This is a genomic window from Sphingobium sp. SA916, assembly GCF_002894065.1.
Classification (GTDB): Bacteria; Pseudomonadota; Alphaproteobacteria; order Sphingomonadales; family Sphingomonadaceae; genus Sphingobium; species Sphingobium fuliginis.
Map to the genome: position 1 here is coordinate 1 of NZ_LXYF01000035.1, position 20,251 is coordinate 20,251.

16 protein-coding genes are annotated in these 20,251 nt (G+C 66.8%); 6 read left to right on the plus strand and 10 right to left on the minus strand.

The features are described 5' to 3' along the window. The 3 genes from A8G00_RS10405 to A8G00_RS10415 form a co-directional block, all read right to left on the minus strand. Window positions 1–1,082 (minus strand): glycosyltransferase (locus A8G00_RS10405; RefSeq protein WP_103000602.1); only part of this gene is annotated, 1,082 nt, incomplete at its 3' end. Further along, window positions 1,079–2,413 carry a polysaccharide lyase family 1 protein gene (locus A8G00_RS10410; protein WP_103000603.1) on the minus strand — a complete coding sequence of 445 codons (1,335 nt, stop codon included), beginning with the start codon at window positions 2,411–2,413 and terminating at the stop codon, window positions 1,079–1,081. The genes A8G00_RS10410 and A8G00_RS10405, both read right to left, overlap by 4 nt. Then, the gene (locus tag A8G00_RS10415; protein WP_025550565.1) at window positions 2,410–3,414 is read right to left on the minus strand and encodes a sulfotransferase; all 1,005 of its coding nucleotides are present in this window, start codon (window positions 3,412–3,414) and stop codon (window positions 2,410–2,412) included. Before A8G00_RS10415 ends, A8G00_RS10410 begins: the two co-directional genes overlap by 4 nt. Before the next feature lie 203 nt (window positions 3,415–3,617). On the opposite strand from A8G00_RS10415, the gene A8G00_RS10420 reads away from it, so the two are divergent. Beyond that, window positions 3,618–4,943 (plus strand): O-antigen ligase, encoded by a 1,326-nt coding sequence (locus A8G00_RS10420; RefSeq protein WP_048577229.1) that lies wholly within the window; start codon window positions 3,618–3,620, stop codon window positions 4,941–4,943. 105 nt (window positions 4,944–5,048) lie between these two features. On the opposite strand, the gene A8G00_RS10425 is transcribed toward A8G00_RS10420, so the two are convergent. Continuing rightward, a complete protein-coding gene (locus A8G00_RS10425; RefSeq protein ID WP_103000604.1) occupies window positions 5,049–6,026 on the minus strand; it encodes a 2OG-Fe(II) oxygenase family protein in 978 nt (325 codons plus the stop codon). A 324-nt stretch (window positions 6,027–6,350) separates the two neighbouring features. On the opposite strand from A8G00_RS10425, the gene A8G00_RS10430 reads away from it, so the two are divergent. Then, entirely contained in the window at window positions 6,351–8,624 is a 2,274-nt protein-coding gene (locus tag A8G00_RS10430) for a Wzz/FepE/Etk N-terminal domain-containing protein (RefSeq protein ID WP_103000605.1), read from the plus strand. Further along, window positions 8,621–9,349 carry a response regulator transcription factor gene (locus A8G00_RS10435; protein WP_103000606.1) on the plus strand — a complete coding sequence of 243 codons (729 nt, stop codon included), beginning with the start codon at window positions 8,621–8,623 and terminating at the stop codon, window positions 9,347–9,349. Before A8G00_RS10430 ends, A8G00_RS10435 begins: the two co-directional genes overlap by 4 nt. Before the next feature lie 240 nt (window positions 9,350–9,589). On the opposite strand, the gene A8G00_RS10440 is transcribed toward A8G00_RS10435, so the two are convergent. The 6 genes from A8G00_RS10440 to A8G00_RS10465 all read right to left on the minus strand — a co-directional run bounded on the left by A8G00_RS10440 (window position 9,590) and on the right by A8G00_RS10465 (window position 15,514). Continuing rightward, window positions 9,590–10,972 carry a lipopolysaccharide biosynthesis protein gene (locus tag A8G00_RS10440; protein ID WP_048577226.1) on the minus strand — a complete coding sequence of 461 codons (1,383 nt, stop codon included), beginning with the start codon at window positions 10,970–10,972 and terminating at the stop codon, window positions 9,590–9,592. A 104-nt stretch (window positions 10,973–11,076) separates the two neighbouring features. Then, the gene (locus tag A8G00_RS10445) at window positions 11,077–11,829 is read right to left on the minus strand and encodes a response regulator transcription factor (protein ID WP_025550792.1); all 753 of its coding nucleotides are present in this window, start codon (window positions 11,827–11,829) and stop codon (window positions 11,077–11,079) included. Between the two features lie 343 nt (window positions 11,830–12,172). After that, window positions 12,173–12,856, minus strand: a complete 684-nt coding sequence (locus tag A8G00_RS10450) for a PIG-L deacetylase family protein (protein ID WP_103000607.1) — start codon at window positions 12,854–12,856, stop codon at window positions 12,173–12,175. A gap of 3 nt (window positions 12,857–12,859) precedes the next feature. Beyond that, complete coding sequence (locus A8G00_RS10455) at window positions 12,860–13,774, minus strand: formyltransferase family protein (protein WP_103000608.1); 915 nt, start codon at window positions 13,772–13,774, stop codon at window positions 12,860–12,862. Further along, window positions 13,737–14,333 carry a sugar transferase gene (locus A8G00_RS10460; RefSeq protein WP_025550786.1) on the minus strand — a complete coding sequence of 199 codons (597 nt, stop codon included), beginning with the start codon at window positions 14,331–14,333 and terminating at the stop codon, window positions 13,737–13,739. Before A8G00_RS10460 ends, A8G00_RS10455 begins: the two co-directional genes overlap by 38 nt. Then, window positions 14,330–15,514 (minus strand): glycosyltransferase family 4 protein, encoded by a 1,185-nt coding sequence (locus A8G00_RS10465; protein WP_103000609.1) that lies wholly within the window; start codon window positions 15,512–15,514, stop codon window positions 14,330–14,332. Before A8G00_RS10465 ends, A8G00_RS10460 begins: the two co-directional genes overlap by 4 nt. A 402-nt stretch (window positions 15,515–15,916) precedes the next feature. On the opposite strand from A8G00_RS10465, the gene A8G00_RS10470 reads away from it, so the two are divergent. Genes A8G00_RS10470 through A8G00_RS10480 form a run of 3 tightly spaced genes read left to right on the plus strand, consistent with a single transcriptional unit; the run spans window position 15,917 to window position 20,166 of the window. Continuing rightward, window positions 15,917–18,055: a polysaccharide biosynthesis protein gene (locus A8G00_RS10470; protein ID WP_103000610.1), complete on the plus strand. Its 2,139-nt coding sequence runs from the start codon at window positions 15,917–15,919 to the stop codon at window positions 18,053–18,055. Window positions 18,056–18,070: 15 nt separating this feature from the next. Next, window positions 18,071–19,327, plus strand: coding sequence for a DegT/DnrJ/EryC1/StrS aminotransferase family protein (locus A8G00_RS10475; protein ID WP_103000611.1), 1,257 nt, complete (start codon window positions 18,071–18,073; stop codon window positions 19,325–19,327). After that, window positions 19,324–20,166, plus strand: coding sequence for a sulfotransferase (locus A8G00_RS10480; protein ID WP_103000612.1), 843 nt, complete (start codon window positions 19,324–19,326; stop codon window positions 20,164–20,166). The genes A8G00_RS10475 and A8G00_RS10480 overlap by 4 nt, the downstream gene beginning before the upstream one ends. Window positions 20,167–20,251 lie beyond the last annotated feature (85 nt).

Genomic DNA, 20,251 nt, shown 5'->3' on the forward strand with positions numbered 1-20,251 from the left:
CGCAGGGCCATGGCGCGGACGTCGCCCGGATCGGCGCAGGCCCGGGCCAGCGCCCCGGCGTCGTCCGGCTCGACCAGCAGGCCGATGCCGCCCTCCAGCGCCTCGACATTGCCGCCGGACCGGGCGGCGACGATGGGCGTGCCGACCAGCATCGCCTCCACCAATGTCCGCCCGAACGGCTCGCCCACGGCGGGCACGACCAGCCGGTCGCAGGCGGCGATCCAGAAGGGGCCGGGCGTGCGATAGCCCATTAGCTTCACCCGATCCTCCACGCCCTTTTCCACGATCCGCCTGCGCAGGGCGATGTCCATGGCGGGCACGCGCGCCTCCCCGAACATCAGGCCCATGACCGGCCCTCCCATCCCGTCCGTCAGCCGGGCGATCATGTCGACGAACAGCAGGGGCCGCTTCCTCGGCACGAAAGCGCCGAAATAGCCCAGCAGCAACGTATCGGGCGATACGCCCAGTTCGCGGATCAGCGCCTCCCGCGCTCTGGTCCGGTCCACCTCCAGCGTCGTGTCGAAGGGACTGTGGATCACCGAGGCCCGGTTTCGCGCCGACCAGATGCCGGCAGGCGGCAAAGCGAAGGACGAAACCGCCAGCACCCGATGCGCCAGCACGGGCGCGAGCAGGCGCAGGCCCATCGCGCCGGGATCGCCGCGATGGTGCCAGATCAGCTTCGCCCCGGCCAGCCGCGCCGGCAACGCCCAGTTGGCGCTGCTCCGCCCGTCATTGACATGGACGATGTCGACCCGGTTGCGCCGCAGGAACCGGGCACGCGGCAGAACGCCGCCCAGCGTCCGCCCGAATTTCCGCAGGGTGAAGGCCTCGCCCGGCACGAAGAGCCCGTGGGCGGCGGGGTCGTCCATCTGCTCATGCCCGGCGAAGAAATTGGCGATCATGCCGCCGGGCACCTCCGTCACCACCAGCGGACGGTAGAGCGCCGGGTCGAGATGCCCGATCAGCCCCCGCACCGAAATATGGCTGCCGCCGATGCTGTCCCCGGAAAAGGGGAAGCAGATGCGCAGGCGCTCGTCCGGCGCGGCATCCGCAGGCGTCAGGCGGGGCAAGGGCGCATTCATGGCGTCACCCCGTCCATCAGGTCGCGCGCCCGCTGGTCCAGAAACTGGTCGAGATTGGCCAGCCCGTCTCCGTCGGCGTCGGCCCATGGATCGGCCTTGCGCGGATCGGCGCCATGCTCCGCCTCCCACCGGTCGTCCATGCCGTCTCCGTCCGCGTCGGCATAGGGCGTCCCCGGTTCCGGATCGTCGATCAGGCCGGGCTGCTTCACGATATGCCCCTTGCGCTCGCGCACCTGCTTGACGATCCGCCGGTCGAACGGGTCGCGGGGAAAGGCGCCGGCGTCGCTCAGCACCGCCTTGTAGGCCGCGTCGGCCGGTTCGGCGGCGATGGTCGGCGGGCAGGGCGGCCGGTCCACCTCCGCCGCCTTCAGCAGGGGAGAGAGATGGACGAAATCGCCGTCAAAACGATTGTCGGCCAGATAGACCTTCGCCGTCCCCTTCGACCCCATGACGTTGCGCGCCACGCCGATCGTGTCGGGCCGGGTGTTCCGCCCCGCGACGAAGCTGTTGCCGATCAGCGAGACGGGCACGCCGCCGAAGCTTTCCCATATCTCCGCAAATTCCGACTGGCCGTTATAGAGGATGTTGTTGATCACCTCCGCGCAGGAGCCGGGGGGGAAATTGAGGTCCGGATTGCGGTCGCCATTATGGGCGCAGATATTGCCGATGAAGCTTAAATGCTGCGGCCCCCTGGGATCGCTCGCCAGCAGCGCGCATTTGTCGTGCCGCGGTATCCCCTCCGCGAAGATCGAGTTGCTGATCGTGATCCAGTCATTGTCGCCATAACCGTTGATCAGCTCGTCCCGCGCCCAGCTTGCGCTCACATGGTCGATGATGACCTGACGGCTGTTCTCTATGGTGAAACTGTCTTCCGACCCGCGATGGGCGCCGGTGCGGTCGTTGCGGACGCGGATATGGCGGATGACGATGTCGTGCGTGTTCTTGATCAGGATCGGCGTGCGCCCTTCCGCGCCGCCCGCATGGGCGATGACGATGCCGCCGCCAGGCGCCGTCTGCCCCGCTATGGAGAGATAGGGGTTGGTTATCACCGGCGGGCGCGTGGTGAAGCGGATCGTGCCGCTCACCCGGAATATGCAGACGCGCGGGCCCGTGGCTTCGATGCAGGCGCGCAGGGAGCCCGGACCGCCGTCGGCCAGCGTATCGACGGCGATGACCTGCCCGCCACGCCCGCCCCTGGCCGCCGCGCCATAGCCGACCGCGCCGGGAAAGGCGGGTTTGCCCCTCACCGGCTGCGCCCGCGATTCGCTGCCCGCGCCCGAACAGCCCGCCATCACAATGGGCAGCAGCATGCCGACCAGCCGCCGCCTCATGATTCGTCCCCGCTGCGCAGCGCATAGCCGTAACGTCGCAGCAAGGGCGCGCACAACAGAGTGAAAAGCCGCTGCTTCCACCCCGGCATTTCGCGCTTCCACTTGTCGTCGCCCTTGATGCTGAGCGATTTCTGCATGCGGTGGCGGCTTCCCGCGACCTGGTGCTGCGGCGCGAAGGGGGCGAGGCCGGTGGCGGGCAGATGTGGCATTTCCCCCACCAGCGCGACGATCCGCCCGATAATGCCGCGTGGATCGTCGACAAAATCCTCATATCGCACCCGGATGCAGCGCCCCGGCCCGACCCGGCGGCACAGCATCTCCGCGGCGATGTTCACCATCGACCAGCGCAGGGCGGTGTAAAGCAGGGGCTTGGGCCGCAATTCACGCTGCACCCCCTTCTCAACGCTGCGGCCATGCCCCTTCATCAGCGACCAGGCGACGCCGCGCCCGTCGCGCACCACATGCACGACATGCAGGTCGATGCCCGGCATGGCCGCCAGCGCAAAGGCCCGGCCGGGCAGCTTCGAGGAATCGACCAGTACCGGCCGCCCCGACACCAGCGCCATGCCGCGCAGCAATTTCACGGTCCGGCGAACATGGTCCCGCCATCCCGGCAGCCGCAGCAGCCGTGCCGGGGCCAGCAGCGCCTCCGTCCGCTCCTGCGTGCGGCGGTAACGGGCCAGAAAGCCATCCGGCTCGCCCTGCGTCCAGCCCGTGACGATGGCGCGCCATTGCGGACAGTCCCGCACCCGCGCTCCGCAGGCGCAATATTCACCCCGGTCCCAGACATGCCGCGCCAGCGTCGTCACCTCACCCGCGCCCATGATCGCCGGATGCTCGCCCAGCGCGATGTCGAGCAGGGTCGTCCCGCTCCGCCCGTAACCGGCCACATAGATCAGCTTGACCGGTCCCTGCCGCGCGGCACGAGTCGAAGGATCGACGGTCCGCTCCACCGTCGCCGGCGGTTCGCTGTCGCGCAGGGGCAGGATCGCATCCGTCACCAGGCTTGTCCTCGTTGCACGAGACGCCTGCCGGTCCGGTGGCGCTCGGGCTGCCGTTATCCCGTCAGTCCCAAGGCCATTTCAACGGATCACAAGGCTGATCCTCCGGCAAATTCGGATAAGGCGGGCTGGCTGGAATCGCCCGATGCCCTGCCCCGAAGGGCGTTTGCGCGGAGCAGTCGCCAGGCCCAGCCTATGCCACCGTGACGACTCTCGCCAGCCCCGCCTCCCATGGTTCAGCATCCGCCGCCGCGACGGATATTTTCGCGGCGCATGAAGAAATCTGGGACAGGATCGCGCGCTGGTGCCTGATGACGGCGATCTTCCTCAGCGGTTGGGGCCTGCTGCGCGTCGGCCAGATCAATCTCACCTTTTCCGACCTCTTCTTCCTCATCAGCTTCTCCATCTCCGCGTTGCGCGGGCGGCTGAGCGTCACGCCCTTCCGCTCGCTCACGCCCTTCTGGCTTGCGGGGCTGGTGATGATGCTGGGCGGGCTGTTCATCGGATCGATCATCAACGGCGATCCGCTGCGCTGGGTGAACATCGCCCTGCAATATACCGTCGCCTTCCTCTGCATCCCGATCCTGCTGATGCAGCAGGAGGAAGGCACGATCCGCAAGGCGCCGCTGATCTTCATGCTGGGCATCGCCTGTTCCGAAGCGGTCGGCATCGCCGCCAGCGCGTTCCTGACCTATCACGACACGCTGCACTGGCTGGGCGACGGCTTCATCACCGGCAATGGGCGCCTGGGGTCCATGGCGGGCCAGCCCAATCCCAACGGCGCGGTGGTCGCCTTCTCGCTGCCGATGCTGCTCTATTCGATGCGCCATCGGCTGATCGGCGGCCTTGCCGGAGTCGCCTGCCTGATCCTGCTGCTCTGGGGCCTGATGCTGAGCGCGTCCTTCACCGGATTTTCTGCCTCGCTGCTGGCGATCTTCACCACATTGCTGCTGATGGGCGTGCGCTACATCTTCCGCCTGGGGCTGGCGGTGGCGGTGGCGGCCGGGCTGTTCTTCGCCAGCGGCGCCCCGCTGCCCAAGGCTTTCCAGGAGCGCGTCGGCAATGCCGTAGAAAGCGGCGACATCAACCAGGCGGGGACATTCCTCAACAGGTCGCAGCTCATGGAGGAAGCCTGGGGTTTTGCCGAGGACTATACCGTCATCGGCATGGGCGTGGACCGCTATCGCGAACTCAGCGCCTATGACAATCCGGTGCACAACCTGTTCCTGCTGATCTGGAACGAGGGCGGGGCGATCGCCTTTTGCGGGCTGATCCTCCTGCTGGGGCTGATCGCCCTGCTGGCGGCGAACGGACTGCGCACCAGCCGCGACAAGGGCGCAATGGCGGTGGCGGTGGTGCTGGTGTTCCTGATCTACACCCTGTCCTACCCGCACATGTATTCGCGCATGTGGGTGATGCCGGTGATGGTGGCGCTGGCGACGATCTATGTCCCCCGCAAGGCAAGGCCGGAAGCGGCGCGGCTGATCTATGCGCGGCCTGTCGGGCCGCAGCCCCTGCCTGAATTATAGGCAAGGCGGGGATTCAATCGGTTTTGCCCGTCGAAACGCGACATGCTCCCGCGAAGGCACTCACCCAATGGTGAAAATCCCTGTCCCCTTCTTTACTGTCTCCGCTTAAGCCGATCCGATCAGCAGCGTCACATTGTCCGTCCGCGGATCGCCGCCGGTCTGGCCGGGTTTCTCCACATGCAGCACGCGGTGCAGCACGTGCCGCATGCCATAGGCCTGCGTCGCCATGCTGCCGGGGAAGACGGCCAGCGTCGCGCGGTCGATCGGCAGGTCTATCCATCGCCCGCCGGCAAAGACCTGCGTCAGCATCTGCGTCCGTTCGCCGCACAGGGCGGAAAAATAGCGATAGTCGAAATGCGCGCCCTCGATCAGCTTCTGGCCCGGCGCGATGTCCCTGCTACGGTCGCGGCGAAGCAACAGGCGGTTGATGCCCTGCAACAACCGCCCAAGGACCGGCACATCGGCCAACAGGCCATAGAGGTCGGACAGGCCGCGCGGGCTGAGCACCCCCGCCGCCTGCCACCGCCTTTCATCCAGCGCGCAGCCCGCACGGCCCCAGCGCCCCATGGAATTGCGCGCCAGCGCGCCCAGCCGCTCGAAATCGCCCGCGCTTTCCTGATATTTCAGCCTTTGCACCACGACATGGAAATCCCCAGGCGGCGTCCCCTCCGGCGCGAGCGCCGTCATCAACCGCCAGCCGATGGCCCAGCACCGATCCAACAGCGCCTGACCGGGCGCATAATGCTGCCCACCCTGCACGAAATAGGCAGGACGCACGGTGGCATGATCCTCCCCCGCCCCGCGTGACAGGGCCATTTTCCGGGCGATATAGCCATGGCGTCCGGGCTGGAAGTAGAAGAGGTCGCCCAGGCTGGCGGTGATGTCGCCGCTGCCATGATAGTTGCGGGCGATGTCGACCAGCGGCGCTTCCCAGGGCATCTGCTCCGCCCTGTCCTCCAGCAGGCCGCGCCACAGCTCGGCCACGATTTCCGGACAACGCACCAGCACCGCGGCATGGCCAGCCCCGAACAGCCGGGCGAGCGATCCTGGTTCCAGTTCCTGATATGCCAGCTCCGCGATCATGGCCGGTCCCCTCGTGCGGAGCGTTCTTATCCTCGATCAACTTTCGCACAATGGCGCGGAATGGGGCGATCCGGAATAGTCAGACACGCATCAGAAATGTGTAGGCTCTGGACCCATTGCTGGCGGGTTCGAGACGCCATCGATGGGTTTTCGGTCAGGACAGGGCATGGGCCCCCGCCTTGATCCGAAGGGTTTAGCACCTATGCGCATCGCCGGTCCCCGATGCGCTTTTGCGCTCTTCCGCCGCAACCCGCACTATCGCTGCATTGGGGACGGCCCTGACGGCGGGGCGCGTCCGCGCGCCGATGCGACCGGGAGACTATCATGGCGTCTGCACAGCTCACTCTGATCGATGGCGCCGCGCCGGGCGGCGGCGCGGAAAAGCCGCGCGACCTGTCCTTCGAGTTGCAGCAGATGTCCGCGCGGCAGATCTGGTTCCTGCTCCACCGCCACATGAAGCTGGTGGCCAGCATCGTCATCGCCTGCGTCGTGGTGGTGCTGATCGTCCAGTTGCAACTGCCCAATCGCTATGAAGCGACGGCGACCGTGCAGGTGGAGCTCAACGATTCCACCGGTTCCAACCAGGCCGACGCGACCCGCAACCAGCAGCGCGTCGCCAATGAGGCGCGCATGTACCGGTCGCAGGCGCTGGCGGAGCAGGTGGTGCGCGACCTCAACCTCAATCGCAACCAGGCCTTCACCCATGGCGTGCAGATGACGGTGCAGCAGGCGGCCGCGCAGCTTACCAAGACCACCCGCGTGGTCAGTTCGACCGATTCCGACTTCATCGACATCACGGTCCAGTCGCGCAAGGCGGAACTGGCCGCGCGCATCGCCAACCGCTTCGTCGACAGCCTGCAGAAGATGCGCTCCCAGCGCCGCCAGACATGGCGCAACGGTCTCAGCACCGCGCTCGACAAGGAAACTAGGCGCCTCGCCCATGAAGTGGAGCTGGCCGAGCGCGCCGTTGCCGATTTCCGCCGCCAGCACCTGATGCCGATGGGCGCTGGCAGTGCGGAGGACTATCAGCAGATGAACCGCATCGCCGTGGAGGCGGCGTCCACCGCCGCGATGAGCAGCGCGATGCAGGCGCAGGCCGCCGGCGTCAGCCGCGCCGCCAGCATGCGGACGGTGGCGGGCGCGACCTCCCCCGCGCTCGACAATCTGCAGAAGCAATATGACGACCTGATCCGCCAGCGCTCCGAAATCTCCGTCCAGATGGGCGCCAACCATCCGCAGATGCAGGCGCTGTCGGCCCAGATCGCACAGGTGAGCAGGGCGCTGGTGCAGGAGCGCGCCTCCGTCGTCGCGACCCAGCAGACCCGGAACGACACCGATGCCGGGCGCGAACGGGCGATGGCGCTGGCGGAGGCGAACGCTGCCTCTGCCCGGGCCGGCCAGTTGCAGGCGAAGCTCAACGCCATGACCGGCGCCGCCTTCCGCAACAACGCCAATCTGGTCGATCTCTCCATCCTCGACCGCCGGGCGGAGGTGGCGCGGCAGGCCTATCTCACCACGGCGCAGCGCGCCCAGACGGTGCAGTCGGAATTGCAGACCACCGGCGTCAACTCGACCATGGTCTCGGCGGCGGCGGTGCCGCTCCAGCCCGTCGCGCCCGCGCCCAAGAAGATGGCGCTGGCCGCGTTCGTCGGCTCGTCCGTCCTCGCCTTCCTGATCGTGCTGGGGATCGAGATGTTCGACAACCGGCTGCGCAGCGGGGACCAGCTCCGCCGCCTCTTCGGCCTTCGCACGCTGGCGATGCTGCCGAAGCTGGAGGAATCGATCGGCACCACGATCGAGGACAATCCGGTGACCACCCAGCCGCAGTCCCTGTTCACGGAGGTGGCCCGCAACCTGGCCAGCGAGATCGGGGAACTGCCCCATCAGGGAACCAGCCAGCGGGTGCTGGTGACATCGCCACTGCCGGGCGACGGCAAGTCCAGCGTCGCGCTGACGCTGGCGGCCGCCGCCGCCTCCATGGGCCGCCGCGCCATCGTGGTCGACCTCGACCTGCGCCGCCCCGGCCCCAGCATCCTGCGTTCGATCCAGGACGGTTCCGACACGCCGGACCTGATCGAGGTGCTGACCCATGCGGGGGAAAGCCGCCGGCTGATCCCGCAGGCCGAACGCCATGTGGACCATGACGCCGCCGAAGGCGCGGCGCCCGTCGCGCTGATGCCGGTGGTGCTCAGCACCCGCGAACAGATTCGCAATCCGGCCGCCGTGGTGCAGGGCTGGCAGGTCGGCCGCCTGCTGGACGATCTGCGCGAGCGCTTCGACCTGGTGGTCATCAACGCGCCGGCCATCCTGGCGGTGCGCGATGCGCGGACTCTCTCCTCGCTGGCGGATTCGACGCTGATGGTCGTGCGCTGGGGGCATACGACGGTCGAACAGTTGCGCGCCTCGCTCCAGATGGTGAACAACCAGGTGGTCGGGGCCGTGTTCAACCAGGTCGATTATGAGGACCATGCCCGTCGCGGCTATGGCGACGCGGTCCAGTTCTACATGGGATCGGCCGCCTATTATTCCGACAGCTTCCCCATCCGCCAGAGCTGGACGGACCGCGTCCGGCACGTCTTCACGCGCAAGGCGGCATGAGCCGCCTGCCGCCTTTGCAGGAGGCGTCTTCTGTTCGTTTCGAAAGCGTAATAGTGGAAGAGGATGCCCTTCGTCTCAATCTGCTGATCCTCGACGGAAGCCCGCTTCGCCGGGCCTGCATTGCCGTGGCGCTGGAGACGGCGGGCGTTCGGATATTGCAGCAATCCAGCCTGGACCAGCCGGAAGCCGGCGAGCCGCCCGACATCATCCTGTTCCAGACCGGGGAATCCGAACTGGAAGGCGCCGCCCTGCCGCTGCAGATCGCACAGGCGAAGCAGCTATGGCCCGCCGCGGCGATCCTGGTGATCGCGGACCATGGCAATGAAGCGCTGATGCAGGCGGCTATCGCGGCGGGGGCGCAGGCCTTGCTGCGCTCCAGTACCGGCATCGTCAGCATGCAGCGCGTGCTTTTCCTGCTGAAGGAGGGGCTGGCGGTCTATCCGGCCGCGCTTGCCGCCACCTTGCACAGGCGCCAGCCGGACACGGTCGACGGCCTGACCGAGCGGATCGCCCAGGCGGTGGACAGGTTCAAGCTGCTGACGAAGCGGCAGCGCGACGTGCTGCGCCTGCTCGCGCAGGGCGCATCCAACAAGGACATCGCCCAGCGGCTGAACATCAGCGAAAGCACGGTGAAGGTCCATGTGCGGGCGATCATGGCGGTGAACGGCGCATCCAACCGCACCCAGATCGTCGCGCATCTGTTGAAGGGCGGGGGCGAGGATTAACGGAACGGGTGGGAAGCGGACACCCGCTTTATCCCTCTCCCTTGAGGGAGAGGGCTGCGCAGACTTGGCAGCTTGCTGCCTTAGTCGTAGCTGGGTGAGGGGGTGCGATCCAACGGATCGCGCGGGCCGCAGACCCGCTTCCTCCCTCCAAATCAACCCAGGCTCCTTCGTCGCGAAGGCTTCCTATTCTTCTCCTTCAAGGGAGAAGGAAGGTCTTGAAATAGCCACCTCCCGCCCGGCTCATCCCATGCTCGCCGCGACCGGCCGGGGCTTCGCCCGCCGCAGCCAGCTCACGTCCAGCAACACGGCCGTCACCACGCCCAGCACGACATGGGCGATATTCCCGCCGATCGGTCCATAGCGGGGTACGGCATAGGCCGCGACCGCCACGAACAGCGCCGTTCCGAAGCCCGAGATCGCAAGGACCGTCCAGCTTCGGTTCATCGCCAGCATCGCTGACCGGGAAGGCGCGGCATGCAGCATCAGCATCACCGCAACCAACTGCGTCAGCAGCAGGATATAGGTTTCCGAATAGGCCACGCCCGGCCCGACCCGGATGAGCAACGGTCCCAGCAGCCAGGCCCCAGCCAACATGACGAAGCCGACCGCCGCCAACGCCATCTGCACCTGCAGCGTGGCCGCCCGGAAATTGCGGATATTGCCGTTCGCCCACATCCGCGCGACATCGGGATAGACGACCGCCTGCACCTGAGCGCCGACCTGGGTCGCGACCTTGGCGATGCGCTTGGCGAGATAATAGACCGCCGCGGCCGAACTGCCCGCCACCGCGCCCACGAACAGCGAGTCCGCTTCCGTGGTGATGACGCGCAGGGTGAGCGACAGGTTGGTCGAACAGGCGAAGCCGAAGAAGCCGGGAAAATCCTTCACCAGCCCCTTCAGCCGGGCGTGCAGCGGATTGGGGATCCCCATCTGTCTCAGGGCGCGGAAGCCGACCCAGAAGACCAGCACCGAACCCAGGGCCTGCGACACCGTCCACGCGACCATGAAGCCGATCACGCCGGCATGCGTCACCATGCAGAGGAAGGCGAGCAGGATGCGCAGCACATTGCCCGCGACCTGCGCATAGGCCAGCATCTTGAACTGGCCGGAAAGGCGCAGCGCCGCGGTCGGCACCCCCGCGATGTTGAACAGGGTCGCGACCGAATAGATCGCCACCAGCTCCACATGCAGGGGTTTGAGGCCGAACAGCGGCCCGAACAGCCACGCCAGGCCAATCGCGCTGACGGCCGCCACCGCCGCTGCGCCCATGTCCAGCATCAGGCCATAGCAGTAAAGCCGCTGCATCCGGCGCGGCGAGCCCCTGGATTCTTCCTCCACGGCAAAGCGGATCAGCGGCTGCCAGGATTCGAAGCGCAATATCCGTTCGACCACGCGATTATAGGACAGCACCAGCACCATGACGCCGTAGGTGGCCGGTCCCAGCGACCGGGCCGCCATCGCCACACTGACCAGCATGATCAGCGCGTTCAGGAAATTGCCCGACAGCAAATGCCCCACTGCGACCAGCCGGCCCCGGGTTCCCTTGACCAGGAAGCCCGAAAACCGGCCGCGCAGCATCGGCAAGGCGCGTGCGGTCAGCACGCCCTTCACATCATAGGCCATGACGATCCCCCTGGAACGCGCGGCGTCGCATCGGACGCCGTCGCACGCTCCAGATTCTTCGTTGCATCATCGCGCCGGCGCGCGATGCCTCGGGAATGCGCGGATCAGGCGCGGCTTGCGACGCCCGCCATCTCCAGCACCGGCAGTTGCGCCGGATGGGGAATGGCGACGGGCAGTTCGGGTTCGACTTCCGTCACGCGCCCGCGCATGCCGTGATTGGCCGCCCAGATCGCCGCCTGGGTCCGGTTCTTGACGCGCAGCTTGCGCAGCACGGCCTTCACATGGACCTTCACCGTCGCCTCGCTGATGTCCATCCGCTTGGAGATGACCTTGTTCGGGCATCCCATGATGAGCCAGCGCAGGATTTCCAGTTCCCGGTCGGACAGGCAGGCCGCATCCACCGGGCGTTCGACTTCCAGGGCATCGGTCAGGCTGGGCCGGGATTGCAGTTCGTCCGCCAGTTGCGGTGGAAGGACGCGCTCACCCATGGCCACCAGCCGCAGCGTCGCCACCAGCCGGTCGCAGGAGATTTCCTTGACGATATAGGCCAGAGCCCCCAGCCGGAACGCCTTCAGCATGATCTGGAAATCGAATCGGTCGGATAGAAGGACAAGGTAGGAACAGGGAAAACGTTTCTGCAGAACCGACAGCGTCTCGACATCCATCGCGTCGGTTCCGTCGTCGATCAGCAACAGGGATGGTTCGGTATCTTCTTCCGGCACCTCGACTTGCTGAAGCACCGTAGCCACGTTGGGATATTGGGTTACACGGAAATCCCGTTCCATCAGGATGCGGCTAAGCCCCTCCCGAACGATCGCATTACCGCACAACAGACGCACATTAACTGGGTAAGACATTGGGTGGTCCCCTCATGATCTCTTCTACGTCCGTAAGCAGGCCCCAAACGGAATGTAGAAGACCAGTAATCAAATGCCTGTAGTGCGACCCTTTCTTTTCGTTTCAACAACTTATCAGTAACATATTTGTGCCGTGAGAGTCCCCGAATGTACAATGGAAATTTCGGGTGCGCGCGACAAGGCGTTAACACATTGTTAAGTTGCTGAATTTTTCTTACCACTTGTGCAATATGCTGCGCCAGCGGCAGTCAAACTTACCACTTTGGTGGTATCGCAAACGGTCTAGGGGCCCGTTGCGACATCGTTTCGCTAATGAAGCGATTCGCCCGCGAAGTAACACATGTTAATTAATTTGTCGAACCAGAACAAAAGCTTCAGCGGCGGAACGATAGACGGTTGCGCCACGTAGCGTCGCGAGGGCTCGAATGGCCTCTATGGACCGCTCGTCGGGGCTGGCTTTCACCTGCGTCCGGAACGCCTGGAAGGCGGCGATCTTTCGTTCGATCGTCTCGCTGATGTCCACGAAAATGTTCGGAATGAAGGCGGGCGTGACGCCGGGGGCGAGCCAGTTGGTTTCCGATAGCGTCTCATAGGCCATAACGCAGCTCGGCCCGCCGGGCCCACGCGGCCGGGCATGGACCAGCGCTGCGTTGAAGACGATCTGATGATCGAGGTGGATGTCCCCGATGAAGGGGATCAGCAGCAGGTCGGGATCGATCCGCGACAGCGCCTCCGACAGCGCCGCATTGAGTTCGCTTCGCCTGATCTGATCCAGCCCGGCCGCCGGGAAATCCAGGAACCGGGTGTCTGCCACGCCGATCATCCCGTGGGCGCGCAGGGTTTCGGAGCGTATCTGCCGCACCAGCTCTTCGTCGAACAGCGGCGGCTGGCCGCGGGTGACGACGACGACATGCACCTCCGCCCCAGCGGATGCCGCCCGCGCCATGGTGCCGCCGCATCCCAATATCTCATCGTCGGGATGGGGCGCGACGACCGCGATCCGGCGGGCGTTGAACGGCAGCGACATCGGCTAATCCCCCAAAATGGCGTGAAGCTTGGGCGGCTTGTCCGGGCCGCTCCATTGCGTGACGATAAGGGCGGTGGCCTGACCGCAGAGCACGGTGAAGCCGTCCGCCGTCCGCGCCACGACCTGTCCAGGCAGGGCCGCGTGACGCCCGCCCATGTCCGACGGCGCCGCCGCCCAGATCCGGAGGTCCGCGCCGCCCAGCCGGGTGAAGGCGCCGGGATAGGGGCGGCCCGTTGCGCGGATCAGGCGCAATATGTCGCCGGCGGACCGCCGCCAGTCGATCAGCCCGTCCGCCGGGGTCCGGCGCGCGGCCCAGGTGGCGCAGCTTTCGTCCTGGACCATGCGTGGCATCTCCCCCGCCGCGATCCGTTCCAGCGCACGGTCGAGCATGACGGCCAGCGCCCGCATATGCTTGGCGTAGAGGGTCGCCGCCGTTTCGTCCGGCGCGACATGGAAATATTGCTGGTCGACTATGTCGCCCGTGTCCGTCCCCGCATCGATCCAGAACAGCGTTCCCGCCGTGATCGGTTCCTGCTGCAATATCGTCCAGGGAATGGCCGCGCGGCCGCGCAACCGGGGCAGGGCGGCAGGATGATAGCCGATCACCCGGTCGCGAAAGAGCGCGCGAAAGGCGGTCCCGCAAATCTGCGACCAGCCCATGACGAAGGCGATGTCCGCGCCCGCGTCCCGGATGGCGGACAGCGCTTCCTCCCGGTTGATATTGTCGACATGGATGACCGGGCAGCCCCGTTCCCGCGCCGCCGGCCGCAGGTCGACATGATCCGAATGGCGCCCGGCCAGAGCGGGATCGAGCGTGACGATGGCGGCCATGTCCCATGCCGGGTGGCGGGCGATCGCTTCGAAGGCGATCCGGGTGGTTTCAACTGCCCCGATGAGGAGGGCGCGCTTCGTCGGCATGCCAGTCGATCCTTTTTTCACCCCCGACCACCACCAGCAGCGTGCGGGCGATGATCTGCGCGTCGAGGCGGGCGCTGCGGTGGCGCACATAGCGCAGGTCGAAGCGCAGCTTTTCCTCGATGGTCAGCAACGTGTTGCCGCTGACCTGCGCCAGACCCGTCAGGCCGGGCCGCACCCTGCCGCGCTCCACGCCGTCGCGGCCCATGGCGGCGATGCTGTGGGGCAGCAGCGGCCGGGGGCCTATGAAATCCATATCCCCCCGCGCGATGTTGATCAGTTCGGGCAGCTCGTCCAGCCGGAAGCGGCGCAGGAACTGCCCAACAGCCGTGACCCGCCGGGCGTCGGGCAGCAAGGCCCCGTCGCTGTCGCGCAGGTCGCGCATGCTGCGGAACTTGATCATGGCGAAGGGCCGGCCGCCCAGGCCGCTTCGGACCTGACGGAAGAGCACCGGCCGCCCCAGGCAGAGCAGCACCAGCAGGGACAGCAGCAACAGCAGGGGGGCAAGCAGCGCGAAAAGGCCGATCGCCAGCAATCCCGCCGGGCGCAGACAGGCGGTCATGCGCGCTCCGGCACCAGCAGCGCGGGCGGAGGCGCTGGCATGGGCATCGCACTGGCCGCACCGCGCAATTGCATGATGTCCAGCAGCATGGCGTTCACCTTGTCCACATCATAGATGTCGACCGCCGTCCGCCGGGCGGCTGCGGCCATGGCCGCGACACGCCGTGGATGGGCGATCATCGTTTCCATGGCGGCCGCCAGCGCGGCCCCGTCACGGGGCGGCACGAGCAGGCCGTTGACGCCATGCCGGATCGGCTCGCGGCAGCCGGGCATGTCTGTGGTGATGACGGGCCGCCCGGTCGCCAGCGCCTCCAATATCGTGCGCGGCAGGCCCTCCCGGTAGAAGGACGGCAGCACGAACGCATGGGCGGACGCGATGAAGGGCCGCACGTCACGCGTCTCCGGCAGGAATTCGATCAGCCCTGCCGCGCGCCATTGGTCGAGATCGGCGGCGGTGTAGCCGGTCGGATTTTCCGTCTCCGGCCGGGTCAGCAGCAGAAAACGCACGTCGGGGCGCCGGGCCCGGACGATCCGTGCGGCATCGACATATTCGCCCACGCCCTTGTCGCGCATCAGGCGACCCATCATCAGGAAGGTGAAGGGCCCTTCCGGCAGCGCCTGCTCGGCAAAATGGCGCACGTCGATGCCCGAACCGGGAACCTGCATCACCCGCTGCGACGGCGAAACGATCCCGCTTTCGCGCATCAGCCGATGATCGTCGCCGTTGAAGACGAAGATGCAGCGCGCCCGGGCGACGCCGATCCGGTAGAGCCGGGACACGACGGCGCGCAGCCAGCGGCGCTCATCCGCCTCCTCGCTGAACACATAGCCAAGGCCGCTCATGATCGCGAAATAGCGCGCCCGGCTCCACAGCCGTGCCGCCAGACCGCCATAAATGATCGGCTTCTGCGTATAGGCGACCACCACATCGGGCCGCTCGGCCCGCATCAGCCGCCGGTAATGCAGCAAAGTGCGCGCATCGTGCAGCGGGTTGGTGCCCGCCCGCGCCATCGGCGTCCGGCGGAAGCGCACGCCCATCTGCGCCAGCCTTTCCAGCACCTCCGGCTCCTCGTCCGGGGCGCAGGCGACGACCTCATGCCCCTCCCCGACCATCCGGGCGATCAGCGCCCCGCGGAAATTGATCAGCGACCAGGACAGGCTGGAGAGGATCACGACTTTCACGGCGCTTATGCCCTCCGGTTTTCCACATGTTGCTGCGCAGGATTACGCCGCCGCTTCAGGCGGGCGAACAGATCCAGTTCTTGAAGACAGCTATCACAGCCCGCCCCGCAGCCCGGCGGTGCATCGGTAGATTACCCCTTTGAGGCAATCCGCCTCCCCTCCGCGCCCGCCCGCCCCTGCCGTCCGGCGCCATCGAGCCTGTGGCATAGCCCCAATGGGCGGAAGGGCGCGCCGGTCGGGTTGCGCATGGGATAAAGGATAGTGTCCGCTCGACCGATTACCGCGATGCACCCGTTCCGATAGCCTTGGCGCCACCGTCGGTTGCGGACGGCATGCAGGGTGGCGCCTCCAGGCAGCCCTCCGCCCCCGCAACCGGCGGACCATGGACTCGGAGACATCGGAATGCCGAACATCGCATCAGCCAGGCCGGACGGGCAGGACAGCGTTGCGCAAACGCCGCCCGCCGCCATGCTCCTGCGACTGGACGCAGCCGCGCGCGCCTTCGCCGCGCGGGGCGCCACGCGCTTCTGGGCGATCAGGCTGGCCGTCATCCTGGCGCTGGACGCGCTGATCATGCTGGGCAGCTTCGTGCTTTCCCGGCTGATCCTGTCCGACCTGCCCATGCCCCGAACGCTCCTGGAACCCTGGTTCATGGCCCTGTTCGTCGGCGTGAACCTCAGCGTCCTGTTCGTCGTCGGCACCTATCGGCAAAGCTGGCGCTTCCTGTCCATCGGCGACGCGCTGTCGCTGGCGGCCAGCCTGCTCGCCAGCAGTTGGCTCATATGGATGATCACCGCGGGATTGCTGGTGCCGCAGAAAATGATGCGCGGGCCCATGACCGTCTTCCTGACCGTCGACGTGCCGCTGACCGTCGCGGCGCTGCTGGCCGTGCGCGTGCTGCGGCGGCAGTTCTTCAAGCATGTCCGCTCCGCGCGGCTCCGCCGGACAGTGCAGGCGCGCCGCCGCATCCTCCTGCTCGGCGAACTGGACTGGGCGCGGGTCATGGCGGACCTTGTCCCCACCGACGCCCATTCGGGCCTGGAGATCGTCGGCGTCATCTCCTTCGACGGGCATGAGCGGCGGCTGCATGTCGGCGGACTGCCGATATTGGGCTCGCCCGAGATGCTCCCCCGGATCGTCGCGGACCTCGACCGCGCAGGCCGGCGGCCGGTCAGCCTGGTGGTGCAGGAAAGCAGCGAGCGGCTCGACCGGCAGCAGATATTGCGCATCGCGGCGCTGGCGGAGCAGGAAAATCTGGTGGTCTCCCGCTTCCGCAATCCCTGGACCAGCGCCCAGCCGCTGAGCGGCGACCGAATGGCGATAGAGAAGATGCCGCTCGCGGAATTGCTGGGGCGGCCGGAAATCACGGTGCAGCACAGCTATCTGGAACGGGTTGTCACCGGCGCGCGGATCATGGTGACGGGCGCGGGCGGCACCATCGGCGGCGAGCTGGTGCGCCAGCTTGCCTATTACGCCCCTTCGGAGATCGTGCTGCTCGATCACAGCGAATATAATCTCTACGCCATAGAGATGGAGGCGCGGGAGAAATTCCCCCATGTCCGCTTCCACGCCGAACTCTGCTCGATCCGTCAGCGCCCCGCGCTCTGGCAGGTGTTCGAGCGGCGGCGGCCGGAGATCGTCTTCCACGCCGCCGCGCTGAAGCATGTGCCGATGGTGGAGGCCAATCCCTGCGCCGGGGTGCATACGAACGTTCTGGGCACGCGCAATGTCGCGGACGCGGTCTGCGAATTCGAAGCCCGCGCGATGATTCAGATTTCGACCGACAAGGCGGTAAACCCCGTTGGCCTGATGGGCGCGACCAAGCGGCTGGGCGAGCTATACTGCCAGGCGCTCGACCTGATCGGCAGTTGCGATCCGGACAGTCCGCGTTTCCTGACGGTGCGTTTCGGCAATGTGCTGGGGTCCAGCGGCTCGCTGATCCCGCTGTTCCAGCAGCAGCTCGCCAGCGGCAAGCCGCTGACCGTCACCCATCCCGACATCGAACGCTTCTTCATGACGGTGCAGGAGGCGGTGCTGCTGATCCTGCAAAGCAGCGCCCGCGCATTGGAGACGGATTCGGAACGCGGCACCATCTTCGTCCTCGACATGGGCGAGCCGGTGAAGATCGTGGAGATCGCCCGCCGCGTCATCCGCATGGCCGGGCTGCGGCCGGAAATCGACGTGCCGATCAAGTTCATCGGGCTTCGTCCCGGCGAAAAGCTGTTCGAGGAGCTGTTCGACAGCAGCGAGGACAAGATCGAAAGCGCCATTCCCGGCATTTTCGAGGCCATGCCCTCCCCCATCCCGCTGGAGATGCTGGTGGAGGGCTTCGCCCAGCTTGCCCGGTTGATCGCGGCGGGCGACGCGGATGAGCTGGTGCGGCTGACGCATGAGATGGTCGCGGCCTCCGCCAGTTCGCGCTGGGCGGAGATATTGCGGCGGCTGGCGGCGGAAAGTTCCGACACGCTGCTGATGATGCCGCCGCGCCCCACGGACATTCCAGCCGTCCTGTCCTCGCCGCTGCCGCGCGATGTCGCCTGACTTTTTGGGGGAACAATGATGCAAGCCGCGCCTGCCCAAGCCCAGATTCCGTCCCAGCTTCCGCTCCGCCGCAGTCCGCTCGATCATGCCGCGCTGCGTTGGCCGCAGCATGAGCCCGACGAGATCGCGGCGGTGACGCGGGTTCTGGAGACCGGGCGGGTCAATGCCATGGTCCATGGCGAGCAAAACCGCGCCTTCGAGGCCGAGTTCGCGGCATTTTGCGGCATGCCCCACGGCATCGCGGTCAGCAACGGCACGGTCGCGCTGGAACTGGCGCTGCGGGCCTTGGGCGTCGGCGCTGGAGACGAGGTGATCCTGCCCTCGCGCAGCTTCTTCGCCAGCGCGGCCTGCATCGTCGCGGTCGGCGCAACGCCGGTCTTTGCCGACATCGATCCGGTCAGCAACAATATCGACCCGGAATCCGCCCGCCGCATGCTGTCGCCGCGCAGCCGGGCGATAATGTGCGTGCATCTGGCGGGCTGGCCCTGCGACATGACGGCGCTGCGCGCGCTGGCCGATGAACGCGGCCTGTGGCTGGTCGAGGATTGCGCGCAGGCGCATGGCGCGACCCTTCACGACCGGGCCGTGGGCAGCTTTGGGGATGCCGCCGCTTTTTCCTTCTGCACCGACAAGATCATGTCCACCGGCGGGGAAGGCGGCATGCTCCTGCTGCGGCAGGAAAGGCACTGGAAACCGGCCTGGGCCTATAAGGACCATGGCAAGAATCCGGACAAATTCTTCGCGCCGGCCACGACGAACGGCTTTCGCTACCTGCACGACAGCTTCGGCAGCAACTGGCGGATGACGGAGATGCAGGCCGCCATCGGGCGGGCGCAGCTTGCCAAGCTGCCCGGTTGGCTGGCCGCCCGCCGTCGCAACGCCGCGACCCTGATGCGGCTGCTGCGCGCCAATCGGGCGGTGGAGGTGCCCGAAATTCCGGCCGAGGTCGGTCACGCCTTCTACCGGCTCTATGTGACCATCGCCGCCGACCGGCTGGGGGAGACGGGAACCACGCCGATCATAGGCCGCATGGCGCAGATGGGCATGCCCGTGGGCAGCGGTTCCTGCGCCGACATGACGGGCGAAGCCGCCTTTGCGGACCGGCAGGTGCGCCGCGACGGCGCCCTGCCGGTGGCGCAGGATCTTGGCCGCCGCAGCATCGCCTTTCCAGTCGACCATCTGCTGGACGAAGGCGACATGCATCGCCTCGCCAACTGCCTGGAGATCGCCATGGCGGAACTGCCATCCGGACGAAGAGGGGAAAGAGGATGACCAACGACCGCCTGCCGCATTTCGTCATCATCGGCGCCGTCAAGGGCGCGACGACCTGGATCCACAACCAGCTTCAGGACAACCCGGCCATCTACCTGCCCGCGCCGGAGCCGCATTTCTTCAGCCAGGACCATGCGCGCGGCCTGGACCATTACCGCCGTTTCTTCGATGGCGCCCGGCCCGACCAGATGCTGGGGGAAAAGTCCGCCGATTATCTCGCCCATCCGGACGCGCCCGCCCGTCTTGCCGCCGTCCTGCCCAGGGCGCGGCTGGTGGTGCAGCTCCGCAATCCGGTCGACCGCGCCTATTCGGATTACAAGATGCTGTTCCGGCGCGGCACGGTGACGAAGGGGCCGGAACATTATCTGGACGGGCGGCCAAGCGACCAGCCGCGCTTTCTGGAGGACGGGCTTTACGCCAGGCATCTGCGCCGCTGGCTCACGCATTTCGATGCCGAGCAGATCAAGGTGCTGCTGTTCGAGGATGTGAAGGCCGCGCCCGAAGCGAGCGTCGCCATCGTCAGCGACCATATCGGCGCCCCCTGCCATTATTCGACGCAGGTGGGTGCCGACCCGCGCAACGACAGCAGCGAAAGATTCCTGCCCCTGCCCGTGCGCACCGCATTGGCGCCATTGAAGGAAGCGGTGCGGCCCCTGCGCGGCAATGCGATGTTCGAAAAGGTGCGCGGCATGTTCGCGCGGCAGATCGCCTATCCCCCCCTGCCGGCGACGCTCCGCCAGCGGATGGTCGATTATTATGCGCGGGACATCGCCGATCTGGAGGAGCTGATCGGACGGGACCTCAGCCATTGGAGGCAGGATAGGAAACTGGCGGCCTGACGGTAGCTGCTCCTGCCTTCAGGCGCACGATATGGCAGGCACGCCTCCTTCGTATCACCCCCAAAGCGCCCCGGCTCTCGCCCCT

Bases quoted from the DNA above. Each gene is read 5' to 3' on its own strand.
- A8G00_RS10435 (WP_103000606.1), top strand. From the start codon at position 8,621: ATGAGCCGCCTGCCGCCTTTGCAGGAGGCGTCTTCTGTTCGTTTCGAA.
- A8G00_RS10430 (WP_103000605.1), top strand. From the start codon at position 6,351: ATGGCGTCTGCACAGCTCACTCTGATCGATGGCGCCGCGCCGGGCGGC.
- A8G00_RS10425 (WP_103000604.1), bottom strand. From the start codon at position 6,026: ATGATCGCGGAGCTGGCATATCAGGAACTGGAACCAGGATCGCTCGCC.
- A8G00_RS10445 (WP_025550792.1), bottom strand. From the start codon at position 11,829: ATGTCTTACCCAGTTAATGTGCGTCTGTTGTGCGGTAATGCGATCGTT.
- A8G00_RS10470 (WP_103000610.1), top strand. From the start codon at position 15,917: ATGCCGAACATCGCATCAGCCAGGCCGGACGGGCAGGACAGCGTTGCG.
- A8G00_RS10440 (WP_048577226.1), bottom strand. From the start codon at position 10,972: ATGGCCTATGATGTGAAGGGCGTGCTGACCGCACGCGCCTTGCCGATG.
- A8G00_RS10455 (WP_103000608.1), bottom strand. From the start codon at position 13,774: ATGCCGACGAAGCGCGCCCTCCTCATCGGGGCAGTTGAAACCACCCGG.
- A8G00_RS10475 (WP_103000611.1), top strand. From the start codon at position 18,071: ATGATGCAAGCCGCGCCTGCCCAAGCCCAGATTCCGTCCCAGCTTCCG.
- A8G00_RS10450 (WP_103000607.1), bottom strand. From the start codon at position 12,856: ATGTCGCTGCCGTTCAACGCCCGCCGGATCGCGGTCGTCGCGCCCCAT.
- A8G00_RS10460 (WP_025550786.1), bottom strand. From the start codon at position 14,333: ATGACCGCCTGTCTGCGCCCGGCGGGATTGCTGGCGATCGGCCTTTTC.
- A8G00_RS10410 (WP_103000603.1), bottom strand. From the start codon at position 2,413: ATGAGGCGGCGGCTGGTCGGCATGCTGCTGCCCATTGTGATGGCGGGC.
- A8G00_RS10480 (WP_103000612.1), top strand. From the start codon at position 19,324: ATGACCAACGACCGCCTGCCGCATTTCGTCATCATCGGCGCCGTCAAG.